Source organism: Nocardia sp. 852002-20019_SCH5090214 (assembly GCF_001665865.1).
GTDB lineage: Bacteria > Actinomycetota > Actinomycetes > Mycobacteriales > Mycobacteriaceae > Nocardia > Nocardia nova.
The window spans coordinates 19,261-43,807 of record NZ_LZMK01000186.1 but is presented as its reverse complement, the minus strand read 5'-3'; the positions used below and the strand labels follow the sequence as shown (position 1 = coordinate 43,807).

Annotated in this window: 24 protein-coding genes; 20 read left to right on the top strand and 4 right to left on the bottom strand. The window is 69.1% G+C overall.

Features of this window, described 5'->3' with window-relative positions:
- Positions 1–84 precede the first annotated feature (84 nt).
- Both A5780_RS14925 and A5780_RS14920 read left to right on the top strand, forming a co-directional pair.
- A complete protein-coding gene (locus A5780_RS14925) occupies positions 85–594 on the top strand; it encodes a DUF2231 domain-containing protein (protein ID WP_063014167.1) in 510 nt (169 codons plus the stop codon).
- An 87-nt stretch (positions 595–681) separates the two neighbouring features.
- Positions 682–2,883, top strand: a complete 2,202-nt coding sequence (locus tag A5780_RS14920; RefSeq protein WP_064908726.1) for an acyl-CoA dehydrogenase — start codon at positions 682–684, stop codon at positions 2,881–2,883.
- Between the two features lie 9 nt (positions 2,884–2,892).
- Here A5780_RS14920 and A5780_RS14915 read toward each other — a convergent pair whose 3' ends face one another.
- On the bottom strand, positions 2,893–4,266 hold the full coding sequence (locus tag A5780_RS14915) for a cytochrome P450 (RefSeq protein WP_369829526.1): 1,374 nt from the start codon (positions 4,264–4,266) through the stop codon (positions 2,893–2,895).
- A gap of 69 nt (positions 4,267–4,335) precedes the next feature.
- Between A5780_RS14915 and A5780_RS14910 the strand changes: the two genes are divergently transcribed.
- Positions 4,336–4,947, top strand: coding sequence for a TetR/AcrR family transcriptional regulator (locus A5780_RS14910; protein WP_064908725.1), 612 nt, complete (start codon positions 4,336–4,338; stop codon positions 4,945–4,947).
- Here the strand turns inward: A5780_RS14910 and A5780_RS14905 are convergent.
- On the bottom strand, positions 4,938–5,522 hold the full coding sequence (locus A5780_RS14905) for a TetR/AcrR family transcriptional regulator (RefSeq protein WP_063014159.1): 585 nt from the start codon (positions 5,520–5,522) through the stop codon (positions 4,938–4,940). The genes A5780_RS14910 and A5780_RS14905 overlap by 10 nt on opposite strands.
- Positions 5,523–5,621: 99 nt before the next feature.
- On the opposite strand from A5780_RS14905, the gene A5780_RS14900 reads away from it, so the two are divergent.
- On the top strand, positions 5,622–6,761 hold the full coding sequence (locus A5780_RS14900; RefSeq protein WP_064906862.1) for an acyl-CoA dehydrogenase family protein: 1,140 nt from the start codon (positions 5,622–5,624) through the stop codon (positions 6,759–6,761).
- Between the two features lie 23 nt (positions 6,762–6,784).
- On the opposite strand, the gene A5780_RS14895 is transcribed toward A5780_RS14900, so the two are convergent.
- Positions 6,785–7,732 (bottom strand): PHB depolymerase family esterase, encoded by a 948-nt coding sequence (locus A5780_RS14895; RefSeq protein WP_064906861.1) that lies wholly within the window; start codon positions 7,730–7,732, stop codon positions 6,785–6,787.
- A gap of 485 nt (positions 7,733–8,217) precedes the next feature.
- Positions 8,218–8,961 (bottom strand): patatin-like phospholipase family protein, encoded by a 744-nt coding sequence (locus A5780_RS14890; RefSeq protein ID WP_082976479.1) that lies wholly within the window; start codon positions 8,959–8,961, stop codon positions 8,218–8,220.
- A gap of 284 nt (positions 8,962–9,245) precedes the next feature.
- Here A5780_RS14890 and A5780_RS14885 point away from each other — a divergent pair, with 284 nt between their 5' ends.
- The 16 genes from A5780_RS14885 to A5780_RS14810 all read left to right on the top strand — a co-directional run bounded on the left by A5780_RS14885 (position 9,246) and on the right by A5780_RS14810 (position 24,540).
- Complete coding sequence (locus tag A5780_RS14885) at positions 9,246–9,623, top strand: hydrogenase maturation nickel metallochaperone HypA (RefSeq protein WP_063014148.1); 378 nt, start codon at positions 9,246–9,248, stop codon at positions 9,621–9,623.
- The gene (gene hypB, locus A5780_RS14880) at positions 9,578–10,516 is read left to right on the top strand and encodes a hydrogenase nickel incorporation protein HypB (protein ID WP_064908724.1); all 939 of its coding nucleotides are present in this window, start codon (positions 9,578–9,580) and stop codon (positions 10,514–10,516) included. The genes A5780_RS14885 and hypB overlap by 46 nt, the downstream gene beginning before the upstream one ends.
- A gap of 82 nt (positions 10,517–10,598) precedes the next feature.
- Entirely contained in the window at positions 10,599–11,654 is a 1,056-nt protein-coding gene (locus tag A5780_RS14875; RefSeq protein ID WP_063014144.1) for a hydrogenase expression protein HypE, read from the top strand.
- Positions 11,655–11,666: 12 nt separating this feature from the next.
- Positions 11,667–13,463, top strand: a complete 1,797-nt coding sequence (locus A5780_RS14870) for a nickel-dependent hydrogenase large subunit (RefSeq protein ID WP_063014142.1) — start codon at positions 11,667–11,669, stop codon at positions 13,461–13,463.
- A 33-nt stretch (positions 13,464–13,496) separates the two neighbouring features.
- Positions 13,497–14,396 carry a NifU family protein gene (locus A5780_RS14865; RefSeq protein ID WP_082857000.1) on the top strand — a complete coding sequence of 300 codons (900 nt, stop codon included), beginning with the start codon at positions 13,497–13,499 and terminating at the stop codon, positions 14,394–14,396.
- Positions 14,393–15,034 (top strand): DUF5947 family protein, encoded by a 642-nt coding sequence (locus tag A5780_RS14860; RefSeq protein WP_063014138.1) that lies wholly within the window; start codon positions 14,393–14,395, stop codon positions 15,032–15,034. The genes A5780_RS14865 and A5780_RS14860 overlap by 4 nt, the downstream gene beginning before the upstream one ends.
- Entirely contained in the window at positions 15,031–15,678 is a 648-nt protein-coding gene (locus A5780_RS14855) for a DUF6084 family protein (protein WP_063014136.1), read from the top strand. The genes A5780_RS14860 and A5780_RS14855 overlap by 4 nt, the downstream gene beginning before the upstream one ends.
- Entirely contained in the window at positions 15,675–16,964 is a 1,290-nt protein-coding gene (locus tag A5780_RS14850; RefSeq protein WP_064908723.1) for a hypothetical protein, read from the top strand. Before A5780_RS14855 ends, A5780_RS14850 begins: the two co-directional genes overlap by 4 nt.
- Positions 16,965–17,106: 142 nt before the next feature.
- Positions 17,107–17,583: a hydrogenase maturation protease gene (locus tag A5780_RS14845; protein ID WP_064908722.1), complete on the top strand. Its 477-nt coding sequence runs from the start codon at positions 17,107–17,109 to the stop codon at positions 17,581–17,583.
- Positions 17,584–17,585: 2 nt separating this feature from the next.
- Positions 17,586–17,825 carry a HypC/HybG/HupF family hydrogenase formation chaperone gene (locus A5780_RS14840; RefSeq protein WP_064908750.1) on the top strand — a complete coding sequence of 80 codons (240 nt, stop codon included), beginning with the start codon at positions 17,586–17,588 and terminating at the stop codon, positions 17,823–17,825.
- A complete protein-coding gene (hypF, locus tag A5780_RS14835; RefSeq protein ID WP_064908721.1) occupies positions 17,822–20,119 on the top strand; it encodes a carbamoyltransferase HypF in 2,298 nt (765 codons plus the stop codon). Before A5780_RS14840 ends, hypF begins: the two co-directional genes overlap by 4 nt.
- A gap of 20 nt (positions 20,120–20,139) precedes the next feature.
- Positions 20,140–20,475 carry a HypC/HybG/HupF family hydrogenase formation chaperone gene (locus tag A5780_RS14830; protein ID WP_063014128.1) on the top strand — a complete coding sequence of 112 codons (336 nt, stop codon included), beginning with the start codon at positions 20,140–20,142 and terminating at the stop codon, positions 20,473–20,475.
- Positions 20,472–21,584 carry a hydrogenase formation protein HypD gene (gene hypD / locus A5780_RS14825; RefSeq protein WP_063014126.1) on the top strand — a complete coding sequence of 371 codons (1,113 nt, stop codon included), beginning with the start codon at positions 20,472–20,474 and terminating at the stop codon, positions 21,582–21,584. Before A5780_RS14830 ends, hypD begins: the two co-directional genes overlap by 4 nt.
- The gene (gene hypE / locus A5780_RS14820; RefSeq protein ID WP_064908720.1) at positions 21,577–22,662 is read left to right on the top strand and encodes a hydrogenase expression/formation protein HypE; all 1,086 of its coding nucleotides are present in this window, start codon (positions 21,577–21,579) and stop codon (positions 22,660–22,662) included. Before hypD ends, hypE begins: the two co-directional genes overlap by 8 nt.
- Before the next feature lie 31 nt (positions 22,663–22,693).
- The gene (locus tag A5780_RS14815; RefSeq protein ID WP_197516747.1) at positions 22,694–23,785 is read left to right on the top strand and encodes a HoxN/HupN/NixA family nickel/cobalt transporter; all 1,092 of its coding nucleotides are present in this window, start codon (positions 22,694–22,696) and stop codon (positions 23,783–23,785) included.
- Positions 23,782–24,540, top strand: a complete 759-nt coding sequence (locus A5780_RS14810) for a DUF6390 family protein (RefSeq protein WP_064908719.1) — start codon at positions 23,782–23,784, stop codon at positions 24,538–24,540. The genes A5780_RS14815 and A5780_RS14810 overlap by 4 nt, the downstream gene beginning before the upstream one ends.
- Positions 24,541–24,547 lie beyond the last annotated feature (7 nt).

Genomic DNA, 24,547 nt, shown 5'->3' with positions numbered 1-24,547 from the left:
CACGACGGCGTCGCGGCTCAGCGATTTCACAGCAGGGTCGTGGAACGCTGGCGCGCGTTCGTCCGTCCGAAAGAAAGACCTTCGATGTCGACTCTCAATGGGCTGCCCGCTCATATCCTTCTGGTCCATTTCGTGGTGGTGCTGGTGCCGCTGACCGCCGTGCTCACCATCGCGTGTGCGCTGTGGCCGGCGGCGCGCCGGCGGTTCGTGTGGCTGAACCTGGCGCTGGCGGTGGTGGTCCTCGTCCTGACTCCGATCACCACCGAGGCCGGTGAATGGCTCGAGCGCCGGGTCGGCGCCAATCCCGATCTGAGCACCCACACCCATCTCGGCGACACCTTCCTCTACTTCGCCGTCGCGTTGCTCGTCGCGGCGGGCCTGATCGTGGTGGTTCATATGCGTGCGACCCGTGAGCGCGGGCTCTCCCGGCTGGTGGTGGGCGCGGTGGCTGTCGTCGCGATCGCCGCGAGCGTGGCCGCGACCGTGCAGATCTACCGCATCGGCGAATCCGGGGCGGGGTCGGCCTGGCACGGGGTGGCGACCCGGCCCGCGCACGCGCGCGCCGCGACGCAGGGCGTCACGTCCTCGCGGTGAACCGCCCCGCACATCGCTGCGAACCTGTTCTAATCGGGGTGCGCGGCCGGGAGCCCGGACCGTATCGACGCCGAGCGGAGTGAGATCGTGCCCCTAGCCCTGACCGCGGATCAGGCGGCGCTGGCGCAGGCCGTCAGCGGATTCGCCGACCGCCACCACACCCGTGAATACACCCGCAAGCACACCGATCGCCTCGCCGCCGGCGAACGGCCCACCTTCTGGGCCGACCTGGTCGCACTGGGTCTGCCCGGTGTGCATCTGCCGGACGAGGTGGGCGGACAGGGCGGAACTCCGGACGAGATCGCGGTGGTGCTCGCCGAAGCCGGGCGGGCGCTGCTGCCCGGCCCGCTCCTGCCCTCGGTGATCACCAGCGCCATCGTCGCCTCGGCGGAATCCGTTGCGGCGGTGAGCGATACGTTGCGACGTTTCGCCGAGGGCGGGACCGGTGCGACCGTGGATGCCGGACACGGGGTGCGGTTCGCCGACGGCGGGGCGAGCGGTACCACCGCCCCGGTCCTGGGCGCCGCCGCGGCCGACGTACTCCTGGTGGCCGCGGCCGACGGCGACCGGACCCGCTGGTTGCTGGTGGAACGTGGCGCCGCGGGCGTGCGGATCGAGGCGTGTGCCGGATCGGACCTCGGCCGCGACCTCGCCGTCGTCCGCCTGCACGATGTCGCCGGAATCGAGCTCACCGGCATCGACTCGGGCTACGCCGAGGCGGTCGCCACCGCCTTCATGGCCGCCGAAGCGGCTGGGGTGATCCGCTGGTGTTCGGACACGGCCATCGAATATGTCAAGGCCCGCAAGCAATTCGGCCGCCCCATCGGTTCCTTCCAGGCCGTGCAGCACCGTGCCGCGCAACTGCTGATCACCAGTGAACTGGCCACCTCGGCGGCCTGGGACGCGGTGCGCGGCCTCGCCGACGAACCGGCTCAGCGCACGCACGCCGCGGCCGGCGCCGCGCTCACCACCCTCGGCAACGCCGTGCACGCGGCCGTGGAATGTCTGTGCTTGCACGGCGCGATCGGGTTCACCTGGGAGCACGATCTGCACCTGTACTGGCGGCGGGCGATGTCGCTGGCCGGGCTCGGCGGGTGCGCGGAGAGCTGGGAACGCCGCCTCGGTGAGGTCGCGCTCGGCGGCCCGCGCACATTCGCGGTGCCGCTGCCGGAAACCGATTCCTCGTTCCGCGAATGGGTTTCGGAGATTCTGGACCGGGCCGCCGCCCTGGACAATCCGAATCCGGGCAAGATCGGTGACCACGACGCCACCAATACCGGCCCCCGGCGGACCCTGCTCGCCGACTCCGGGCTGGTCTCGCCGCCGATGCCGAAACCGTGGGGGATCGAGGCCGGTCCGCTGGAACAGTTGATCCTGCAGGACGAATACGACAAGCACGGAATCGCCCAGCCCTCCATGGGAATCGGCCAGTGGGTGGTGCCGATCGTGCTGCAGCGCAGCACCCCCGAACAGCTCGCCCGGCTGGCCGCGCCCGCCCTGCGCGGCGAGGAGATCTGGTGCCAGCTGATGAGCGAACCGGAGGCGGGTTCGGATGTGGCGTCGCTGAGCCTGCGCGCCACCGAGGACGGCGACGGCTGGCGGCTGAACGGGCAGAAGATCTGGACCACACTGGCGCATCGCTGCGACTGGGGACTGCTGCTGGCCCGCACCGATCCCGAGGCCGAACGCCACCGGGGCCTGACCATGTTCCTGGTCGATATGCACGGTGCGGGGGTGACGGTCCGGCCGATCACCCAGTCCAGCGGTAACGCCGAATTCAACGAGGTGTTCTTCGACGACGCCTTCGTACCCGGCGACATGGTCCTCGGCGAGGTCGGACAGGGCTGGGCGCTGACGCTGGAAACCCTTGCCCAGGAACGGCTTTTCATCGGTGGCGTCCGCGACCCCGGGCACAACTCCCGCATCGTCGGCATCATCGAGCGCGGGGAGTACGCGGGCAGTCGCGACAACGCCCTGCGTGTGCTGGGACGGATCAGTGCCCGCGGAGCCGCCATCTCGGCGATGAACCTGCGCGAGACCATCCGCCGCCTCGACGGTCACGCAATCGGCCCGGCCACCAGCATTTCCAAGGCCGCGGCCTCCATGCTGCACACCGACGCCGCGGCCGCCGCGCTCGAACTCGTCGGGCCGGCCGCGGCGCTGAACGAGAAGGACTGCGAAGTCGTCCTCCACGAACTCGACATCCCCAGCTGGGTGATCGGCGGCGGGACCCTGGAGATCCAGCTCAACACCATCGCCACCCTGGTGATGGGCTTGCCGCGGAGATAGCGGGCGCGCTCAGTTGCGGACGAAGGTGATGGGCAGGCCGTCCTTGGGGTAGGGCAGGGAGTGGTAGTCCAGGGGCGCGACGTAGGCGGGATCCACCCGCCAGTGGTAGTCGCGCAGCAGGCGATGCATGATCGACTTCACTTCCAGCCCACCGAAATGCATGCCGATGCATTTGTGCGCGCCGCCGCCGAAGGGCTCCCACGCGAAGCGATGGGATTTGTCCTCGCGGCGTTCGGGGCCGAAGCGGTCGGGATCGAAGGTGTGCGGGTCGGTCCAGTACTGCGGCATCAGATGGGTGAACTGGATTCCGACGACCACATCGGTGTCGGCCGGGATTCGAACCCCTTGGATCACCGTGTCTTTCACCGCGTAGCGGACCAGGACCGGAACCGGGGCGCGCAGTCGCAGCGCCTCGCGCATCACCAGATCGATGGACTCCAGGCGCTCGAGTTCGGCCATCGACGGCGCGGGGCCCAGCGCCGATGCCTCACTGCGGCAACGCTGCTGCCATTCCGGGTGTTGTCCGAGGTACTGCAGGATCGTCGAGGTGGTGATGGTGGAGGTGTCGTGGGCGGCCATCATCAAGAAGATCATGTGGTTGACCACGTCGTCGTCGCTGAACCGGGCACCGTTCTCGTCTTCGATATGGCACAGCACCGAGAAGATGTCGTCGGTCTGCTCGGCGCGTTTCGCGGGCAGATAGTGCCGTAGAAAGTCTTCGAGCACTCGCCGGCCGCGATAGGCCCTGCCCCAGCGGGTGAACGGCACGTTGCCGCGCACGATTCCGGCCGCGGCCTGCACGCACGCGATGAACGCCTTGTTGATCCGCTCCATCTGGGCCGGTGAGGTGTCCGCGGCGCCACCCATGAACAGATCGGCGGCGATATCGAGGGTGAGTTGCTTGAGTTTCCAGTAGGCGGGGAAGGATTCGCTCTCACCCCACTGCGCGACACCCTGTTCGATCGCCGGATGCAGGCGCTCGGTATAGGCCTGCAGGCGGGGGCGGGTGAACGCCTGCTGCATGATTCGCCGATGCCGCTTGTGCTCGTCGAAATCGATGAGCATGAGCCCGCCGTGGAAGAACGGGCCGACCAGCCGCGACCACGCCGGACCGTTGGCCAGCGCCCCGTCCTTGTTCAGCAGTGCCTCGCCGCACGCGTCGGGGCCGAGCAGCAGGGCCGCGGTCCGGCCGAGTGAGTACATCGGGGCGACCGGCCCGTAGTGATCCCATTCGCGCTGGAACAGAGCCAGCGGGTCCTGGGCGAATTGCAAAACTTGCCCGAGTACGGGGTAGCCGCGGTCCTCCCGCCGCTGCGTCGGGATGGGCCTGGTCTGCAGGGCGTCGGCCGTCATCGCACACCTCGTCTCTGTGATGTCGCTCACGTCACAGCCTGATTCAGGAAGGACATCCTGTCAATCTTCGTGTGGAACTCGCTGTGGCATGCTGGGGCCATGGCCGTGCAATCAGGGGTCTATCGCGGAGCGACCGCCGCCGAACGGGCCACCGAACGCCGGTCGCGGCTGCTGGACGCGGGGCTCACGGTGTGGGCCGAGGCGGGGACACGGACGACGATGACCGCGGTGTGTGCGGTGGCCGGACTCAGCGAGCGCTACTTCTACGAGAGTTTCACCGGACTCGACGCCCTGCTCGAAGCCGTGCTCGACGGGATCGCCGTCGACATCGAGAACACCAGCCGCAGCGCCGCCGACGCGGCGGGAAATGATCCGGAAGCCCGCATGCGGGCATCGATCGGCGCGTTCGTGCGGCTGCTGGTCGAGGATCCGCGCAAGGGTCGCGTCGCGATCGTCGAGTCGGTGGCGTTTCCGCACTTGCGAAGGCAGCGAACGGAATTGCTGCGGCACCTGGCGCACGAGTCGGCCCTCGAAGTGCGAACGTGGCTCGGCGATGCCGGCCGCAGCCGGGCCGCCGACGAAACCTCCGGTCTGCTGTTCATCGGCGGTATGGCCGAACTGGTCACCGCCTGGCTCGACGGTGCGATCGAGGTGACCGCCGACGAGATCGTCGAAGCCGCGTGCCGGGCGCTGCGCGGTCTCTACCGCTGAATGCCGGTGGTGAGGATGGCCGCGAGTTCGCGGTAGGCGTCGGCGTCGTCGAGGCCGGTTTCGGTGCGGACACCGCCCTGCTGAATGCGGACCATCATGGTCGCGGCGAGGTCGGCGGCGAAAGCGGCGTGTACTTCCCGGAATTCGCCGGCCGCGACTCCGTCGTCGACCAATTCGCGGACTCTTCTCGTCGCGAGGCGGGTGTTCTGTTCGTAGACCTCCCGGGCGGGTGCGAAGGCGTCCAGGTCGGTCATGAACTGCTGCGATGCGGCGCCGAGGACGGCTCCGACGGCGGACAGATAGGCGATGATGCGTTCGCGGGCACCGGTGGTGGTCGCGATGCGTTGCTCGACATCGTCGGTGGCGCGCCGGAAGAAGTGCACGGTGGCGGCGCGGACCAGCTGTTCCTTGCTGCCGGCGAGGGTGTAGAGCGTGCTCTTGGAACAGCGCAGCCGCGCGGCGATCTCGTCGAGGGTGAGATGGGCGAAGCCCTCGGTCAGGAAGAGGTCGACGAGTGCGTCGAACAGTTCGGTCCGCCGCCGGGTGCCGAAACCGCTGCGAGTCGTCTGCGTCATGCCTGAATAGTACTCAAGTGAGTGTTGCAGTACTGTTCGCCGAACAGTACTGTGGCCGATAACAGAGTACTGCCAGGCGTAGCCGAGAGGGAGGATGTCGTGGCTGTCGATCGATTGCTGCCCACCGACGAGGCGCACGAGCTGATCCAGCTCACCCGTGACATCGCGGACAAGGCGCTCGCGCCGATCGTCGACGAGCACGAGCGGTCGGAGTCGTATCCGAGCGGTGTCTTCGCCACGCTCGGCGAGGCGGGGTTGCTGAGTCTCCCGTATCCGCAGGAGTGGGGCGGTGGCGGCCAGCCCTACGAGGTGTATTTGCAGGTGCTCGAGGAGATCGCGGCGCGGTGGGCGGCCGTCGCGGTGGCGGTGAGCGTGCACAGCCTCGCCTGCCATCCGCTGATGGCGTTCGGGACCGAGGAACAGCAGCGCCGCTGGCTACCGGAAATGCTCGGCGGCACCACGATCGGCGCCTACAGCCTGTCCGAACCGCAAGCGGGATCGGATGCCGCGGCGGTGGCGTGCAAGGCCGTGCCGGTAGACGGTGGTTATCGGCTCAACGGCACCAAGGCGTGGATCACTCACGGGGGGATCGCCGACTTCTACAACGTGTTCGCCCGGACCGGTGAAGGCTCGCGCGGGATCTCGTGCTTCCTGGTGCCGAAGGACCTCGAGGGTCTGAGTTTCGGCAAGCCCGAGGAAAAGATGGGCCTGCACGCGGTGCCGACCACGACCGCGCATTACGACGACGCGTACCTGACCGCGGAGCGGCGGATCGGCGCCGAGGGGCAAGGTCTGCAAATCGCTTTGAGCGCCTTGGATTCCGGGCGTCTCGGGATCGCCGCGGTGGCGACGGGATTGGCGCAGGCGGCGCTCGACGAGGCCGTCGGCTATGCGAAGGAGCGCAGCACCTTCGGCCGCAAGATCATCGATCATCAGGGCCTGGGGTTCCTGCTCGCCGATATGGCCGCCGCCGTCGACTCTGCTCGGGCCACCTACCTCGACGCCGCGCGCCGTCGCGATGCCGGACTGCCCTACTCGCGGCAGGCCTCGGTCGCCAAGCTCGTAGCCACCGACGCCGCGATGAAGGTGACCACCGACGCGGTGCAGGTCTTCGGAGGCTACGGCTACACCCGCGACTTCCGTGTCGAGCGGTATATGCGGGAAGCCAAGATCACGCAGATCTTCGAGGGCACCAACCAGATTCAGCGTCTGGTCATCAGCCGCTCACTCGCGAAGTAGCCGCCTGCCACGGACTCGGGGCGTTATCGGCCGCTGAAGAACTGCCAGATGACGGTGGCGGCGTCGAATTGCCGGCTGACCTTGCCGACGAGGGCGGCGGGCAGATATTGCGGGCCGCCGGGCCAGGTGTGGCCGCCGTTGTCGATCGAATACGCCGCTACCCGAGTGTTGTCGGCACACGCGGCGGTCGCGGTGTGGACGGTGGTTCCGTCGTCGACGACAGTCGGCAGTTCGGCGGTCGTGACGGGGCCGCACCGGTTTTTCGAGCGCCACAGTTGCTGGGTGGCGTCGACGGACAGGACAGGGCTGGTGCCAGGGCCGAGGCGGCCGGAGGTCATCCGCACGACTCCGCCGTCGTAGGGGACGACCGGGTCCGCGGTGCCGTGGATTTCGAGCACCGGCAGCGGATGCGTGGGCGCGCAGTCGGCGGCATCGGCGGCGGGAAGCGGTCCGGCGACCGGCGCGATCGCGGCGATCTCGGCCGAGAGCCGGCAGCCGAGGTACTCGGTGAACATCGCGCCGTTGGACAGGCCGGTGGCATAGACGCGGGTCGGATCGACGTCGTTGTCGGCGACGAGGCGGTCGATGATCGCGGAGACGAAGGCGATATCGTCGATCCGCTTCGCGCCCGCGGTGGTGTCCGCGCCCCGGCCGTCGTTCCAGCTCTTGTCGGAGCCGACGGGGTAGACGGCGACGAAACCCTCGGTGTCGGCCAGGGCATCGAAACCGGTTGTGGCGGCCATGTTTTCGGCTGTTCCGCCGCCGCCGTGGAAGATGAGGACGGCCGGTCGTCTCCCCGGCCCGGGTGATGACGGTTCGTGGATCAGGTACTGCCGTGGCAGACCGCTCGACTCCACCGTGACCGCCCGGTCCCCGGTCGGGGCGGCGTGCAGGGGAGCACATCCGCCCACTGCGGCGAGCAGACCGGCTGCCGCGACGACGGCCGGAATCGGTGCGAACGGCTTACCCATCGCACCACCGTAAACCGGATCCGTCGCTGCGTCGGCCGCGTGAAGCTGAGGATCTTCTGAAAGCCGCAGGGGCGGCAGGACGTAACGCGACGCGGTGCCCGACGGTACGTCCGACAATCGGGCGCCGACTGCGACGATGATCGGTTCATGATCAGGCCGAGAGTGATCGTCAGCGGGGTGATGGAGGCAGGGCTCGTGGTCGTGGGGCTGGCCGTGTTGTGGGTCGGCGCTCCGAACGCCTGGCTCCTGATCTGGGACGTGCTGACAGCCGTCTACGTCGGGATCTGGGCGGTGCGGCTGTGGCGGCACCGGCGCGAGGAGGACCCCGAGGAATGGCTCGTCGAAGTGCAGGGCACATCGCGACATCCGCGCACAAGTGCTTGTGCATTCGGTGCTCGGATTCTTCTACAACGCCGCGGTCATCGGTGTCGCGGTCGGCGTGGTGACCGGCGGGCGGTGACCAGCCCGACCGCACATGCGTCGGGCTATGGCGCGGGCCAGATCTCACGTAGGCGTGCGGCGGCAACCGCGCTCTGGCGCAGGCCCGCCTCGTAGGCGGGCCGGAGTGCGGCCGGATCGAAGACGTCCGCCCCGGTGGCGGCTGTGGCTTGGGCGTCGGGGGACAGGGAAACCGTTGTGGCCGAGGCGAGTTCGTGGTCGGTCTCGGCTCGGGGGTAGAGGTGGGCGCCCGGTTCGAGGATCACGATCGTCTCGGCGCCGGCCGCGAGGTCGGCGTTGATCGGGGAGCGCACGCCGCCGTCGGCGTAGCGGCCGCCGTCGATCGGGATCGGCGGGAACACTCCCGGCACCGCCGTGCTCGCCGCGACCGCCTCCGCCACGGACGCCGCATCGGTTCGGGTCCACGCCCGCAGCTCTCCGGACTCGGCATCGACCGAGGTGATGATCAGATCGCGGTTCGGCCAGTGCGGCATCGCCAGCAGGGCGTCCATTCGCGCCACGTGTTCGGCGGCGTCGGCAGGGACGGCCGGGGCGGGTTCCTTCCCCGGCTCGGGCGGGGTGAGCAAGCGGGCGACGTCGCCGCCCTCGGCGAGTACCGCGGCGACGACCGCGCCGGCCGAGGTGCCGACGATGCGGTCCGCTCGCGCGAGGTCGATCCCGGCTTCCCGCAGGCCGACCAGCAGCCCGACCGTCCACACGGTGCCGACCGATCCACCTCCGCCCAGCACGAGCGCGGACCGAAAACCGTTGGGCTGCAGAGCGGAAGTCACGCGTCGAGCCTACCGGCGACCCGCGGGGTGGTGCTCCCACAGCCGGGGCCCGGTGTCGGCACACGGGCCACGGTGTGACGTCCGCAGCAGGTGAGCGCGGAAGGGCCGGACCGCAGCGGGTAGACGTATCCCTGGGACCGCCGAAGGGGGCGGCGCCGAGTGATCGCCGGGGGCAGCCGGGACGAGCGGATCTCCTGGTAAGCGGGTTGTGCGGGAAAGTTGCCGGAGTACGCTGAGTGGGTCGGCCTGCGATGAATCGGCGCATCGATGAATCGAGAGAACTCATGCACGAGCTGGCAATCGCGCAGGGGATCGTGAGCGGCGCGTGTGAACACGCTGCCGGGCGGCGGGTGCACCGCGTGACCGTCGCGATCGGGATGCTCTGCGCGGTGGTTCCGGATTCCCTGCACTTCTGTTTCGGCCTCGCGGCCGAAGGGACCCTCGCCGAGGGCGCCGAACTCGTGATCGAGGAAGTTCCGGGCCGGGCGCGCTGCCGCACCTGCGGCGCCGAATTCGCTCTGCCCGATTTGATCCCGCTGTGCGCGTGCGGCAGCGCCGACGTCGACATCCGCGCCGGGCGGGAGCTGCGAATCCGCTCCATGGAGGTGAGTGACACATGTGCGCAACCTGCGGATGCGGCGGCGACGACACCCAGGCGGTGATCACCGGCCCGCACGAGCACGAACATCCGCACAACGGCGATCACGGCCACGACCACTCCCACGATGCCGGTCACGGCCACGACCACTCGCACGACGGCGGTCACGGCCACGATCACCCGCACGACGGCAGCCACCCGCATGAGCACGGTCCCCGCCGAGGCGACGGGCACGATCGCGATTCCCGGCACGAGGACGGCGGTCCGCCGACCGCGACGGTGACTCTGGAACAGAAGGTGCTGGCCAAGAACGACCAACTGGCACAAGAGAATCGGCGCTGGCTGGCCGAGCGGGACATCCTCGCGCTGAACCTCACCAGCTCACCGGGCGCGGGCAAGACGACGCTGCTCGAACACACCATTCGGGAATGCCCGGGCATGCCGATCGCCGTCGTCGAGGGCGATCAGGAGACGCTGCTGGACGCGCGTCGGATCGAGTCCACCGGCTGCCCCGTGGTGCAGATCAACACCGGCGCCGGCTGTCATCTCGACGCGCAGATGACCCGCGGCGCGCTCGACTCGCTGGCCCCGGCGCGCGGCAGCGTGGTCTTGATCGAGAACGTCGGCAATCTGGTGTGCCCGGCGCTGTTCGACCTCGGCGAGCGCGCGAAGGTCGTGATCGTCTCGGTGACCGAGGGGACCGACAAGCCGCTGAAATATCCGCATATGTTCGCCGCGGCCGGGATCGTGCTGATCAACAAGATCGACCTGCTGCCCTATGTCGACTTCGATCTCGCCGCCTGTACGCGCTACATCCACACGATCAACTCCGGGGTGCCGGTCCTCGCGATATCGGCGACCAGCGGAGAGGGCCTCGACGACTGGTACGGCTGGCTGGCCGGGCAACGCCCGTCCGCGGTCGGCGCACCCATTGAGGTTCATATGTCACGCGACTAACATCTGTGTGGTCTGTATCACAGATTGAGACGGCTTCGAGCCGGATCGGCCAGCCCCCGCCCGGCTCGGGAAGGCGGCATTCATGCCAACCCAGGAAGCAGTTCGGGCCGAAGAGACGCTGATACACGTCCTGTGGATCAACGCGGGCCTCAGTTGTGACGGTGATTCGGTGGCGTTGACTGCCGCCACCCAGCCCAGTGTCGAGGAAATCGCTCTCGGAGCGCTTCCCGGCCTGCCCAAGATCGCCGTACATTGGCCGCTGATCGATTTCGAATGCGGTCCGAACGGGGGAGCCGACGACTTCCTCGAATGGTTCTTCAAGGCCGACCGCGGCGAACTCGAACCCTTCGTTCTGGTGGTCGAAGGCTCGATACCGAACGAACAATTGCACGGCGACGGCTATTGGTGCGGTTTCGGCAACAACCCGGAGACCAACCAGCCGATGACAACCAGTGAATGGCTCGACCGGCTGGCGCCCAAGGCCACCGCGGTGGTGGCGGTCGGCACCTGCGCCACCTACGGCGGCATTCACGCGATGGCCGGTAATCCCACCGGAGCGATGGGAGTTCCGGACTATCTCGGCTGGCAGTGGAAGTCCAAAGCCGATATCCCGATCGTCTGCGTGCCGGGTTGCCCGATCCAGCCGGACAACCTGTCCGAAACACTGACCTATCTGCTGTACATGGCCACCGGCCAGGCGCCGATGATTCCGCTCGACGAGGCGCTGCGCCCGAAGTGGTTGTTCGGGGCGACCGTGCACGAGGGCTGCGATCGCGCGGGATATTACGAGCAGGGTGATTTCGCCGAGGAGTACGGCTCGCCGAAGTGCATCGTGAAATTGGGGTGCTGGGGCCCGGTCGTGAAATGCAATGTGCCCAAACGCGGCTGGCTCAACGGCGTCGGCGGATGCCCGAACGTCGGCGGCATCTGCATCGGCTGCACCATGCCGGGATTCCCGGACAAATTCATGCCGTTCATGGACGAACCACCCGGCGGGAAACTCTCGTCCTCCGCATCGGGGCTGTACGGATCGGTGATCCGCAGTCTGCGTCACATCACCGGCCGCACGGTCGACAAGGAGCCGCACTGGCGGCACAAGGGGGAGAAACTCGATACGGGCGCGACTCGCACCTGGTAGGAGGATCTCGCGATGACACAGATCATCCCGGAGGCGTCGCACAAGAAGATCGAGCCGGAGTCGCTCGTCGAAATGGCGTGGGACCCGATCACCCGTATCGTCGGCAGCCTCGGTATCTACACGAAGATCGATTTCGAGAATCGCGAAGTGGTCGAATGTCACAGCACGTCGTCCATCTTCCGCGGCTATTCGATATTCATGCGCGGCAAGGATCCGCGCGATGCGCACTTCATCACCAGTCGCATCTGCGGAATCTGCGGTGACAATCACGCCACCTGTTCGTGCTATTGCCAGAACATGGCCTACGGCGTGAAGCCGCCGCATCTGGGCGAGTGGATCGTCAATCTCGGCGAGGCCGCGGAATACATGTTCGACCACAACATCTTCCAGGAGAATCTGGTCGGGGTGGACTTCTGCGAAAAGATGGTCGCCGAAACCAATCCCAGCGTTCTCGACGCCGCTCGAAAGGCCGAGGCGCCGCACGCCGCGATGCACGGCTATCGCACCATCGGCGACATCATGGAAGCGCTCAATCCCTTCACCGGTGAGTTCTACCGCGAGGCGCTGCAGGTGAGCCGGTATACGCGAGAGATGTTCTGCCTCATGGAAGGCCGGCACGTGCATCCCTCGACGCTGTATCCCGGCGGCGTCGGCACGGTCGCGACCGTCCAGTTGATGACCGACTACATGTCGCGGCTGATGCGCTACGTCGAATTCATGAAGAAGGTCGTGCCGATGCACGACGACCTGTTCGACTTCTTCTACACGGCGGTGCCCGGATACGAGCGGGTCGGGCTGCGGCGCACCCTGCTGGGATGCTGGGGCTCGTTCCAGGATCCGGAGGTCTGCAACTTCGAGTACAAGGATATGGAGGACTGGGGCCGGCGGATGTTCGTGACGCCGGGGGTGGTGGTGGACGGCAAACTCGTCACCACCTCGCTGGTCGACATCAACCTCGGACTCCGAATCCTTTTGGGCAGTTCGTATTACGACGACTGGACCGATCAGGATATGTTCGTGAAGACCGATCCGCTGGGCAATCCGGTGGACCGGCGCCATCCGTGGAATCAGCACACCAACCCGAAGCCGCAGAAACGCGACCTCGAGGACAAGTACAGCTGGGTGATGTCACCGCGCTGGTTCGACGGCAAGGACCATCTGGCCCTCGACACCGGCGGCGGCCCGCTGGCCCGATTGTGGTCGACGGCGCTGGCCGGGCTGGTCGACATCGGCTACGTGCGCTCGACCGGGCACAGCGTGCAGATCAACCTGCCCAAGACCGCCTTGAAGGGGCCGGTGGAACTCGAATGGAAGATTCCGGAGTACGGGAGCAACACCATCGAGCGCGATCGCGCCCGCACCTACTTCCAGGCCTACGCGGCGGCATGCGCACTGCATTTCGCCGAGCAGGCGCTCGCGGAGATCCGGGCCGGGCGGACCAAGACGTGGGAGCACTTCGACGTGCCCGCCGAGGGGATCGGCTGCGGTTTCACCGAGGCCGTGCGCGGGGTGCTGTCGCATCACATGGTGATCCGCGACGGCAAGATCGCGAACTACCACCCCTATCCGCCGACGCCGTGGAATGCCAGCCCGCGCGACAGCTTCGGCACGCCGGGGCCCTACGAGGACGCGGTGCAGGGACAGCCGATCTTCGAGGAGAACGACCGCGAGCACTTCAAGGGCATCGACATCATGCGCACCGTGCGCAGCTTCGATCCCTGCCTGCCCTGCGGCGTGCACATGTATCTCGGGAAGGGCACGACCCTGGACCTGGTGCATTCACCGGCACAGATATCGACCGTCGGATAGCGGGAGATCCGGTCCCGGCGGCAGGAGGAGGCGATATCCACGCGTCCTGACGGTGAGTCCGCTGCGACGGTCGGCGACGACCGGTGGCGCAGCGCGGGCGATCGCATCGAGACCCTGCTCGATGCCAGTTCCGCGGGCGGTGCGGCGGCTCGGGAACGGGCCGAGGCGCTGGTCGGCGAGGTGGTCGACCTGTATGGCGCCGGTCTGCGGCGCATCCTCGCCGTCCTGGACGAGGGCACGGTGCAGCGTCTGCTCGACGACGACCTGATCGCCAGTCTGCTGCTGGTGCACGGCCTGCATCCGCACGACGTGGCGACCCGGGTCGCCGGCGCGCTGGACAGTGTGCGGCCGTATCTGGGATCGCACGGCGGCGACGTGCGATTGCTCGAGGTCACCGCGGAGGCGGTGGTGCGGCTGGAGCTGACCGGAAGCTGCCGCAGTTGCCCGTCGTCCTCGGTGACACTGGAACTGGCGGTGGAGGACGCCGTGCGCGCGGCCGCCCCGGAGATCACCGCGATCGAGGTGGTCACCGCCGAGGCGGGCGCCGACGCCGCGGTGATCGCCCCGGAGACGCTGTTCGCGCACGTGCGATCCGGCGGAAACTGGATCGGCGCACCGGAATTGGCCGAGCTGGCCGCCGGTGAGGTCGGCGGATTCGCGCTGGCCGGGCTGAGCGTGCTCGCCTGCCGAGTCGGCGACGAGATCTACGTCTACCGCGATCACTGCCCGAACTGCGATCGGACGCTGGCCGGTGCGGTGCTGCACCGCGGGGTCCGCGGCGATCCGGTGCTGCGCTGCCCCGGTTGCCGCGCCCACTTCGACGTCGTGCACGGCGGCGCCCGGCTCGACGGGGCCGGACATCTCGAGCCGCTGCCGGTGCTGGTGCGTGACGGCGAACTGTCGGTGGCGATTCCGGTGGGGGTGGGCGGATGAATCCGACCGTGCGCGCCCTGCGCCGCCTCGCGGCCGAACGCCCGCCGGCGCCGGTCGCGGGGGAGCGGTGCGAGATGTGCGCGGAACCCGTCGGCGCGGACCATCCGCACGTCGTCGACACCGAAAGCCGGCGCATGTTGTGCGTGTGCCGGGGCTGCTCTCTGCTGTTCACCGATCAAGGTGCGGCCCTGCGCTACCGGGCGGTCCCGCGGCGATACGTCTCGTTCCCGGATTTCCGGATGACCCTGCCGGAGTGGGACGGCCTCGAGATCCCTGTGGGCCTTGCCTTCTTCTTCCACAGTTCGTCGGCCGGGCGCACCGTCGCGTTCTATCCGGGACCGGCCGGTGCCACCGAATCCGAACTGCCCCTGGACAATTGGACCGCCTTCATGGAGCGGCATCCGGAATTCGGCGATCTCGCCGACGATGTCGAGGCGCTGCTGATCCAGGTCCCCGACGGTGACGCGCCCGCACGCTGCCTGCTGCTGCCGATCGACGCCTGCTACGAGTTCGTCGGCCGGATCCGCCTGCTGTGGCGCGGTTTCGACGGCGGTGCGGACGTGCGCGACTACGTGGCGCGATTCTTCGCCGAGACGACGGCGCGGGCCCGGGCCTTCGATCCGGGGGAGGCGCCGTGAGCCCCGCCTACGCCACCACCTTCGCGGTGCTCGGGCTGAAGCCCGAACCGTACGCGGTCACTCCGATCCTGTCCGCGCGGATCGGAATCGCCTCCGTCGGTGCCGAACCCGTCCACGCCATCGCGCTGCGCGCCCAGGTGCGCATCGAGCCGAACCGCCGGAACTACACCGATGCCGAGAGCGCCGGACTGCTGGATCTGTTCGGTCCGCGCGACCGCTGGGACCACACCCAGCGCTCGTTCCTGTGGATGCACTGCGCGACCACGGTTCCCGGCTTCACCGGCGGCGCCGAGGTGGATCTGCCGATGCCGTGCACCTACGACCTCGAGGTCGCCGGATCGAAGTATCTGCACGCGCTGCGTGACGGCGAGGTGCCGCTGCTGTTCCTGTTCAGCGGGACCGTATTCATCCGTGGCAGCAACGGTTTCGCCGTGCAGCAGATCCCGTGGGACCGCGACGACCGCTACCGGATGCCGGTCTCGGTGTGGCGGGAACTGATGGCGGCGCACTTCCCGGCCACCGGTTGGCTGCGGCTGCACGAGGACACCCTGGCCGCGCTCGCGGCCTACAAGGGCGAGCACGGGCTGCTCGGTTTCGACGAGACGGTCGCGCGGTTGCTCGCGAGCGCGCAGGAGTCGGCGTGAGTACCGCGGGATCGAGCCGAGCACGAGCCCGCGCGGTCGCCGACGCGGTGCTCTACGAGGGCTATCTGCTCTACCCGTACCGGGCCGACGCGCGAAAGAACCGCTGCCGCTGGCAATTCGGCGTCCTCGGTCCGGTCGGGGCGCACGCGTCCGGATTGGGCGAGGAGTCCGAACTCGCCGGGCAGATGCCGATAGCCCCGGACGGCGACTCGGTCCTGCGGTTCACACTGCGGTTCCTGCAGCTGCAACATCGCGCCGCCGCGGGCACCAGCCGGCCGGACTGGGACGAGGCCGTCGAACGGGAGATCTCCGTCGGACCGTGCGCCCCGGTCGCCGTGACGGTGCCGTTCGAGGTTCCGGGAGGTCGCGACACCGAACCCCTCGTCGATCCGGCCACCGGGCGCGCGGACGTCGTGCGCACTCGCCGGCCGCTGCGCGGCGAATTCGAGCTGGCCGTCGCCTCCGAGGGCGGATATCCGATCCTCACCGTGACCGTGCGCAATACCGGGGAGCCGGCCACCGACCGTCGCGACGCCCTGGCTCGCTCCATGCTCGGCGCGCACGTGATCGCCGAGGCCGGCGGCGCGGAATTCGTCTCGCTGCTGGAACCGCCGCCGGAGGCCGAGGCCGCCGTGGCGCGGTGCGTCCAGCATCGCTGCTTCCCGGTACTGGCCGGACCGCCCGGCGACCGCAGCCTGATGCTGATTTCGCCCATCATCCTCTACGACCATCCCGAAATCGCCGAGCAGAGCCAGGAATCGCTCTACGACGCCACCGAGATCGACGAGATCCTCACCCTGCGCGTGATGGCCATGACCGACGAGGAGAAGGCGGCCGCGCGGGCCACCGATCCGCGCGCGGCCCGCATCGTCGACAGCTGTGACGCGATGACCGCCGAGCAGATGGCGCGACTGCACGGCGTGCTGCGCGACCCGGGCGCCGGGCAGAACCGGCTGGTGCCGGAAATTCCGCCCGGGACGGACTGGTGGGATCCGGTGGCCGACGGTGCTGTGCGGCCCGACTCGGACGCCGTGCCCATCGCCGGGACGCTGGTGCGCAAGGGGAGCATGGTCCGGCTGCATCCGGCCCGGCGCGCCGACATCCACGACATGTTCTTCGACGGCAGGGACGCACGGGTCACCTCGGTGCACGCCGACGTCGACGGGCGCACCCACGTCGGTGTGGTCATCGCCGACGATCCCGGAGCCGATCTGCACGAATGGTACGGGCGCTACCTGTATTTCGATCCCGACGAACTGGAACCGCTGGACGGACCGGGCGAGTAGCGCGGCCGGAGGAAAGGACGGATGTCATGGAGACGGTGGGAATGGTGGCGACGGGAATCGTCGCGGCGGCGGTCGTCGTCCTGGCGCTGATCGGAATCCGCTCGATTCCGGATATGCGCCGCTATCTGCGAATGCGGCGCATGTGAACAGCCGGGTGCTGGTCGCCGGAATCGGCAACATCTTTCTCGGCGACGACGGATTCGGCCCCGAGGTGGTGCGGCGGATACCGCCGGACCGCGAGGACGGCGTGCGGGTGGTCGACTACGGCATCCGCGGTATGCATCTGGCCTACGACCTGCTCGATCCCTGGGATGCGCTGGTCCTGGTCGACGCGGTCCCGAATCGGGGCGCGGCGGGCCGCATCGAGGTGATGCGCGCCGAACCGGACCAGGAGGCGCCGGCCGGTCTGGACGCCCACGGGATGGATCCGGCGGCGGTGTTCGCGGGGGTGCGGGCGCTGGGCGGGGTCGTGCCACCCACCGTGGTCGTGGGCTGTCAGGTGCTGTCGACCGATGAGGGGATCGGCCTGTCCGAACCGGTGGCGGCCGCGGTGGACGAGGGCGCCGAGACCGTGGCGCGGGTGGTCGCGCAACTGCGGATGTCGCGAACGGAGGTGTGATCGTGTGCCTCGGAATTCCGGGCCGGGTCGTGGAGATCGTCGACGGCTACGCGGGTCAGCTGGCTCTCGTCGATGTCTCCGGCGCCGAGCGCAAGGTGAATATCGGCCTGCTGGAAGACGATCCGGTGGGACCGGGTGACTGGGTGATCATCCACATGGGCCTCGCGGTCGAGCGCACCGACGAGGCGGGGGCCCACGAGGCGCTCGCCGGACTGCGACTGCTGAGCCGGGGCGAACCGTGAGTACCGAGGCGGCGCGAGGAGCCGACACCGGGCGCGCTCGGTGCCGGCTGATCGTGCGCGGTGTGGTGCAGGGCGTGGGATTCCGGCCCTTCGTCTACAGCACCGCCGCCGAACTCGCGCTGACCGGCAGTGTCGCCAACGACAGCGACGGGGTGATCGTCGACATCGAGGGAACACCCTGGGCACTGGCCGAATTCACCGATCGGGTGCGCCATCGGCCGCCCCCGCTGGCCGTAGTCGACTCCGTGGAGCGCACCGATCTGCCGGTGCGCGGCGGAACCGGATTCCACATCGCCGGCACGACCCGTGGCAGCGGCCGCACCCTGGCCTCGCCCGATGTGGCGATCTGCGCCGATTGTGCGCGGGAGCTGGCCGATCCCGCCGATCGCCGCTACCGGCATCCGTTCATCACCTGTACCAACTGCGGGCCGAGATTCACCATCATCGCGAGTCTGCCCTACGACCGCGAGCGGACGTCGATGGCCGATTTCGCCATGTGCGAGCGCTGCGCGCGCGAGTATCACGATCCCGCCGATCGCCGCTTCCACGCCCAGCCGATCGCCTGCCCGGACTGCGGGCCCACCCTGCGCTACTCCGGTCCGGGAACCGGTGATCCCGTGGCCGCCGCGCGAAAGACGTTGCGCGAGGGCGGAATCGTGGCGGTCAAGGGGATCGGCGGCTATCACCTCGCCTGCGCCGCCGACGACGAGGATGCGGTGGCGCGGCTGCGCGTGCGTAAACGCCGCGGCGCCAAACCTTTCGCCGTCATGGTCGCCGATCCGGCCGCGGCCCGCACCGTCGCACACGTCGACGCGGCTGCCGCGACGGTGCTGAGCGGACCCCAGCGCCCGATCGTGCTGCTGCCGCGGCGCGGGCACGTGCTGACGGACGCGGTGGCGCCGGGCCTTCGCGATCTCGGGGTGATGCTGGCCTACACCCCGCTGCACCTGCTGCTGTTCGGACTGCCCGGCGACTCGCCCGGACCACTCGCGCTGGTGATGACCTCGGCCAATCTCGGCGGCGAACCCCTCTGCTACACCGACGAGGACGCCGCGCGGCGGCTGCCGGAACTGGCCGACGCCGTGCTGGACCACGACCGCCGCATCCTCGTGCCCTGCGACGATTCGGTGGTCCGGCTGGTCGACGGCGTCGAACTGCCGATCCGCCGCTCCCGGGGGTACGCGCCGCTGCCGCTGGCGCTGCCGCAGGAGTCGGCGCCCGTCCTCGCGGTCGGCGCGGATGTGAAGAACACCTGCGCGGTCGCCGAGGGCCGGTACGCGTGGTTGAGCCAGCACATCGGCGATATGGACGATCTCGCCACGCTGCGCGCATTCGGCGCCGCCGAACACCATCTGGAGGAACTGACCGGAGTGCACCCGGCGCGGCTGGCGGTCGACGCCCATCCCGGCTACCGCTCCAGCGCCTGGGCGCGACGGGCCGCGGCCGGACGGCCGGTACACACCGTGCAACATCACCACGCCCACATCGCGGCGGTGATGGGGGAGCACGGCCTGCCCGGCTCGTCGACCGTCCTCGGAATGGCCTTCGACGGAACGGGTTTCGGCCCGGACGGGGCGATCTGGGGTGGGGAGGTGCTGGCCGCCGGCTACAAGGGGTTCCGGCGCCTGGCGCATCTGGCCTACGTCGCGCTACCGGGTGGTGACGCCAGCGTGCACCGGACCTACCGGATGGCGCTGGCTCATCTGCACGCCGCCGGCATCCCGTGGGAGGAATCCCTCGCCGCGGTCGCCGCGTGCCCGCCCGCCGAGCGCCGGGTCCTCGCCCATCAACTCCGCACCGGGCTGGGCTGCGTTCCCACCTCGAGTATGGGACGGCTGTTCGACGCGGTGGCGTCGCTGGCGGGCGTACGCCACGTGGTCGACTACGAGGCCCAGGCCGCCATCGAATTGGAGGCCCGCGCCCGCGACACGGATCCCGGCCACGGCTACCGATTCGCGCTCGGCGCGGCGGATCCCGACGGCGCCGTGCGAATCGATCCGGCTCCGGTGCTGGCGGCGGTGGTCGCCGACCTCGCGGCGGGAGCCGGTGCGGACCTCGTCGGCGCGCGCTTCCACGTCGCGGTCGCCGAACTCGTGGCCGCCCTGGCGCGCCGGTTCGGCGAACCGGGTGTGCCGGTGGCCCTCTCCGGCGGCGTGTTCCAGAACGCGTTGCTGCTCTCGCTCTCGCGAAAACGGCTGCGGGACGAGGGTTTTCACGTCATCACTCATCACAGAGTGCCACCCAACGACGGCGGCCTGGCATTCGGGCAGCTGCTCGCCGCCGGGGCTCGATGAGCGAAAGGAAGGAACCGATCATGTGCCTGGCAGTCCCGGGGAAGGTGCTCGACCTGTACGAGCGCGACGGCACGCTGATGTCGGTTGTCGACTTCGGCGGTGTCCACAAAGACGTGTGCCTGCAATACATTCCGGATGCCGCGGTCGGCGACTACGTCGTCGTGCACGTCGGATTCGCCATTCAGCGCCTCGACGAGGAGTCGGCGCTGGCCACCCTGGCCGAATTCGAACACCTCGGTGTGCTGAACGAGGAATTCGGCGACGGATTCGCCATCGCCGCCCGGCAGTCCGGCCTTCCCGATCCCACCTCCGGCGCACCGTCGGAGTCCGCCCGCGACGACGAGGTGAACCGATGAAATACCTGGACGAATTCAGCAATCCCGAACTGGCTCAGCGCCTGCTCGAACGCATCCGCGCCGCGACCTCGCGCCGCTGGTCGATCATGGAAGTCTGTGGCGGGCAGACGCATTCGATCATCCGGCACGGCATCGACCAGCTGCTGCCGGACACCATCGAGATGATTCACGGCCCCGGCTGCCCGGTCTGCGTCACACCGCTGGAGGTGATCGACAAGGCGCTCGAGATCGCCGCCCGCCCGGAGGTCATCTTCTGCTCCTTCGGCGACATGCTGCGGGTGCCGGGCAGTTCCAAGGATCTGTTCCGGATCAAGAGCGAGGGCGGCGACGTGCGAGTGGTGTATTCGCCGCTCGACGCGCTCACCCTCGCCAAACAGAATCCCGACCGTCAGGTGGTGTTCTTCGGGATCGGATTCGAGACCACCGCCCCGGCCAACGCCATGACGGTGTATCAGGCCCGGCGGCTGGGCATCGAGAACTTCTCGCTGCTGGTCTCGCACGTGCTGGTCCCGCCGGCGATCGCCGCGATCATGGAATCCCCGGACTGCCGGGTCCAGGCGTTCCTGGCCGCCGGTCACGTGTGCTCGGTGATGGGTATCGGCGAATACCCGCCGCTGGCGCGGAAGTACCGAGTTCCCATGGTGGTCACGGGATTCGAGCCGCTGGATATTCTCGAGGGTATCCGCCGCACGGTGATCCAGCTCGAACAGGGACGCTGCGAGGTCGAGAACGCCTATCCGCGTGCGGTACCCGCCGAGGGCAATCCGGCCGCGAAGGCGATGCTGCAGGACGTCTTCGAGGTCACCGATCGCGGCTGGCGCGGCATCGGCGTCATTCCGCGCAGCGGGTGGCGGCTCTCGCCGCGCTATCGCGACTTCGACGCCGAATACCGATTCAGCGTGGGCGATATCCACACCGCCGAATCGTCGGTCTGCCGCTCGGGAGAGGTGCTGCAGGGGCTGATCAAGCCGACCGATTGCGCGGCGTTCGGCACCCGCTGCACACCGCGTAACCCGCTGGGCGCCACGATGGTGTCCTCCGAGGGCGCCTGCGCCGCCTACTACCTGTATCGCCGCCTGGATCTGCCGGCGGAGGTGGCTCATGCTTGACCACGCCGGAACCTCCACCCCGGCACCGGTATTCGACGCCGACAGCTGGGTGTGCCCGCTGCCGCTGCGGGATTCGCCGACCATCGTGATGGCGCACGGCGGCGGAGGTGCGATGTCGGGCGAGCTGATCGAGCATCTGTTCCTGCCCGCGTTCGGCGCCGCCGCCGACGCCGCGCTCGGGGATGCGGCGGTGGTCGAGGTCGGGGCCGCCAGGCTGGCCTTCTCCACCGATTCGTTCGTGGTGAAACCGCTCGTCTTTCCCGGCGGCACGATCGGCGAGCTGGCGGTCAACGGCACCGTGAACGATCTGGCCATGGCCGGTGCGCAGCCCCTGGTGCTGTCGACGGCGTTCATCCTGGAAGAGGGCACCGACCTGGCCGATATCGCGCGGGTCGCCGAAGCCATGGGCGCCGCCGCCGTCACCGCCGGGGTGAAGCTGGTGACCGGCGATACGAAAGTGGTCGACTCCGGTCACGGAGACGGCATCTTCGTCAACACCGCGGGCATCGGGCTGGTGCCCGCGGGGGTCGACATCCGCCCCGAGCGCGCCCGGCCCGGCGACGTCGTGCTGGTCAGCGGCGATATCGGCGTGCACGGGGTGGCGGTGATGAGTTGCCGCGAGGGCCTGGAATTCGGCACCACCGTGCGCAGTGACACCGCCGCGCTGAACGGTCTGGTGGCCGCGATTCTCGAGACCGGCGCCGATGTGCACATGCTGCGCGACCCCACCCGCGGCGGGGTCGCGGCGACGCTGAACGAGATCGCGAAAACGGCGCATGTCGGTGTGCGGCTGGACGAACGCGCACTGCCGATTCCGGACGCGGTCCGCGATGCCTGCGGATTGCTCGGACTGGATCCGCTGTACGTGGCCAACGAGGGGAAGGCGATCGCCTTCGTCGCCGCCGAGGACGCGGACCGCGCGCTGGCGGCCATGCGGGCCCATCCGCTGGGCGCGCGGGCCTGCGCGATCGGCGTCTGCGTCGACGAACATCCCGGGATGGTGGTCGCGCGCACCGCCCTCGGCGGTACCCGGGTGGTGGATCTGCCCGCCGGCGAACAGCTTCCGCGGATCTGCTGAGCGTCCGGTGGGGGCGCAGGCGGGAGATACGATGCGGCCGTCGGTGACGATATCGCCCGCCCGGAGGTGGGCACGAGACCGGCGCGGCCGGCGCCGCGACGTGATCGGCATGGCCGTGACCGTGGCCGCGCTGCACGTCGCGGGGTGGGGGCTGCTGGCCGCTCTGGTCGTCCCGGGCCACTATGCGGTCGGCAACGTGGTGTTCGGCGCCGGATTGGGCGTGACCGCCTACACGCTGGGGATGCGGCACGCTTTCGACGTCGACCATATCGCCGCCATCGACAACACCACCCGCAAGCTGGTGGGCGAGCGCAGACAACCGCTGTCGGTCGGATTCTGGTTCTCGCTGGGACATTCCACCGTCGTCTTCGTCATGGTCGGTGCGCTGGCACTGGGCGCTCGGGCACTGGCATCCGGTGTCGAGGACGACGGTTCCGGCCTGCGGCGCTGGACCGGTACCTTCGGCAGCGGCGTCTCGGGAACCTTCCTGTTGCTCATCGGCCTGCTGAACCTGGTGTCGCTCATCGGAATCGGACGAGCACTGCGCCGGGGCGAGGGCGACGAGCGAGACCTCGACTCCCGGCTGCACGCCCGTGGGGCCCTGAACCGGGTGCTGGATCCGCTGGTCCGCGCGGTTCGCAGGCCGGGGCAGATGTATCCGATCGGAGTGCTGTTCGGGCTGGGATTCGACACGGTCACCGAGGTGAGTCTGCTGGTACTCGCCGGTGGCGCGGCGGCCGACACCGACCTGCCCTGGTACGCGATCGTCGTTCTGCCGCTGCTGTTCTCGGCCGGGATGACGCTGTTCGACTCGCTGGACGGGGCGTGTATGAACGCCGCCTACGGCTGGGCCTGCGTCGCGCCGGCACGCAAGATCTACTACAACCTGCTGGTGACCGGGCTGTCGGTCGCGGTGGCCCTGCTGATCGGCGCCCAGGAGATCGTCTCCGTGGTCACCGGCGCACTGGGCATCACCTCCGGCCCGCTGGCCTGGATCGGCGGTCTCGATCTGGGAGCGATGGGTTTCGTCGTGGTGGCGCTGTTCCTCGCGACTTGGCTGCTGGCGCTGATCCTGTGGCGGCGCGGGCGATCCCCGCGGACGGCCCACGAGGGCCCGACATGAGCGGGCCGCAGATGTTCGCGCGGTACGCCTACGCGCCGAACGCGCTGGGCTACTGCGGCCCGGCCGACGCCCCCGCGCTGGCCGGCGGGACCGATGCCGAGATCCGGGCCGTGGCACGGCGCTTCTCCGGAGCCTGGCCGTATCTGCGGGTGCTGTCGTCGATGACCGGGATCGGCGATCCGCTCGACCCGCGACTGGTCGAATCCTATTGGCTCGGTGGGGGAGTCGGCGCCGGCATCGACCGGGCGGAATTCCTGTCGGAGCTGTTGTCGGTGATCGGACCGATCGCCGGTGGGTACTGGCGTCATCTGGGCCCGGAGCTGGCTCCGGAAAGCGCGCCCAACCACAACTTCCACGTGTTCGGCATCTATCCGTGGACCCGTCTGCTCGACCGGGGTCCCGCGGACCTGCCGCTGCGCGTGCTCGACAACTGCCGGATCAGCTGGGCGCGGGTGTGCGCGCGAGACGCCACCACCGCGACGGTTTCCGTGCGCCGGCTGCGCTGGAGCGATTCGCACCTGTCGCTCTCGGCAGCGTCGCCGCGCCGCATCGAGCTTGCCGGCGCGGGCATCGATGCCGCCGATGTCGAGGTGGGCGATCATCTCGCGCTGCACTGGGACCACATCTGCGGCCGGCTCGACCCCACCCGGGTCGAGCGGCTCGAGGCCGCGACGGCCTGGCAACTGGCGGCCACCAACCGCCGGCTCGACCCGCACTCCGCGCCACCGGCCGCCGGGCGGTCGCGAGCCTCGTGACCGCGAT

Bases quoted from the DNA above. Each gene is read 5' to 3' on its own strand.
- A5780_RS14925 (WP_063014167.1), top strand. From the start codon at position 85: ATGTCGACTCTCAATGGGCTGCCCGCTCATATCCTTCTGGTCCATTTC.
- A5780_RS14910 (WP_064908725.1), top strand. From the start codon at position 4,336: ATGGCCGTGCAATCAGGGGTCTATCGCGGAGCGACCGCCGCCGAACGG.
- A5780_RS14905 (WP_063014159.1), bottom strand. From the start codon at position 5,522: ATGACGCAGACGACTCGCAGCGGTTTCGGCACCCGGCGGCGGACCGAA.
- A5780_RS14895 (WP_064906861.1), bottom strand. From the start codon at position 7,732: ATGGGTAAGCCGTTCGCACCGATTCCGGCCGTCGTCGCGGCAGCCGGT.
- A5780_RS14885 (WP_063014148.1), top strand. From the start codon at position 9,246: ATGCACGAGCTGGCAATCGCGCAGGGGATCGTGAGCGGCGCGTGTGAA.
- hypB (WP_064908724.1), top strand. From the start codon at position 9,578: ATGTGCGCAACCTGCGGATGCGGCGGCGACGACACCCAGGCGGTGATC.
- A5780_RS14875 (WP_063014144.1), top strand. From the start codon at position 10,599: ATGCCAACCCAGGAAGCAGTTCGGGCCGAAGAGACGCTGATACACGTC.
- A5780_RS14870 (WP_063014142.1), top strand. From the start codon at position 11,667: ATGACACAGATCATCCCGGAGGCGTCGCACAAGAAGATCGAGCCGGAG.
- A5780_RS14860 (WP_063014138.1), top strand. From the start codon at position 14,393: ATGAATCCGACCGTGCGCGCCCTGCGCCGCCTCGCGGCCGAACGCCCG.
- A5780_RS14830 (WP_063014128.1), top strand. From the start codon at position 20,140: ATGTGCCTGGCAGTCCCGGGGAAGGTGCTCGACCTGTACGAGCGCGAC.
- hypD (WP_063014126.1), top strand. From the start codon at position 20,472: ATGAAATACCTGGACGAATTCAGCAATCCCGAACTGGCTCAGCGCCTG.
- hypE (WP_064908720.1), top strand. From the start codon at position 21,577: ATGCTTGACCACGCCGGAACCTCCACCCCGGCACCGGTATTCGACGCC.
- A5780_RS14815 (WP_197516747.1), top strand. From the start codon at position 22,694: ATGCGGCCGTCGGTGACGATATCGCCCGCCCGGAGGTGGGCACGAGAC.
- A5780_RS14810 (WP_064908719.1), top strand. From the start codon at position 23,782: ATGAGCGGGCCGCAGATGTTCGCGCGGTACGCCTACGCGCCGAACGCG.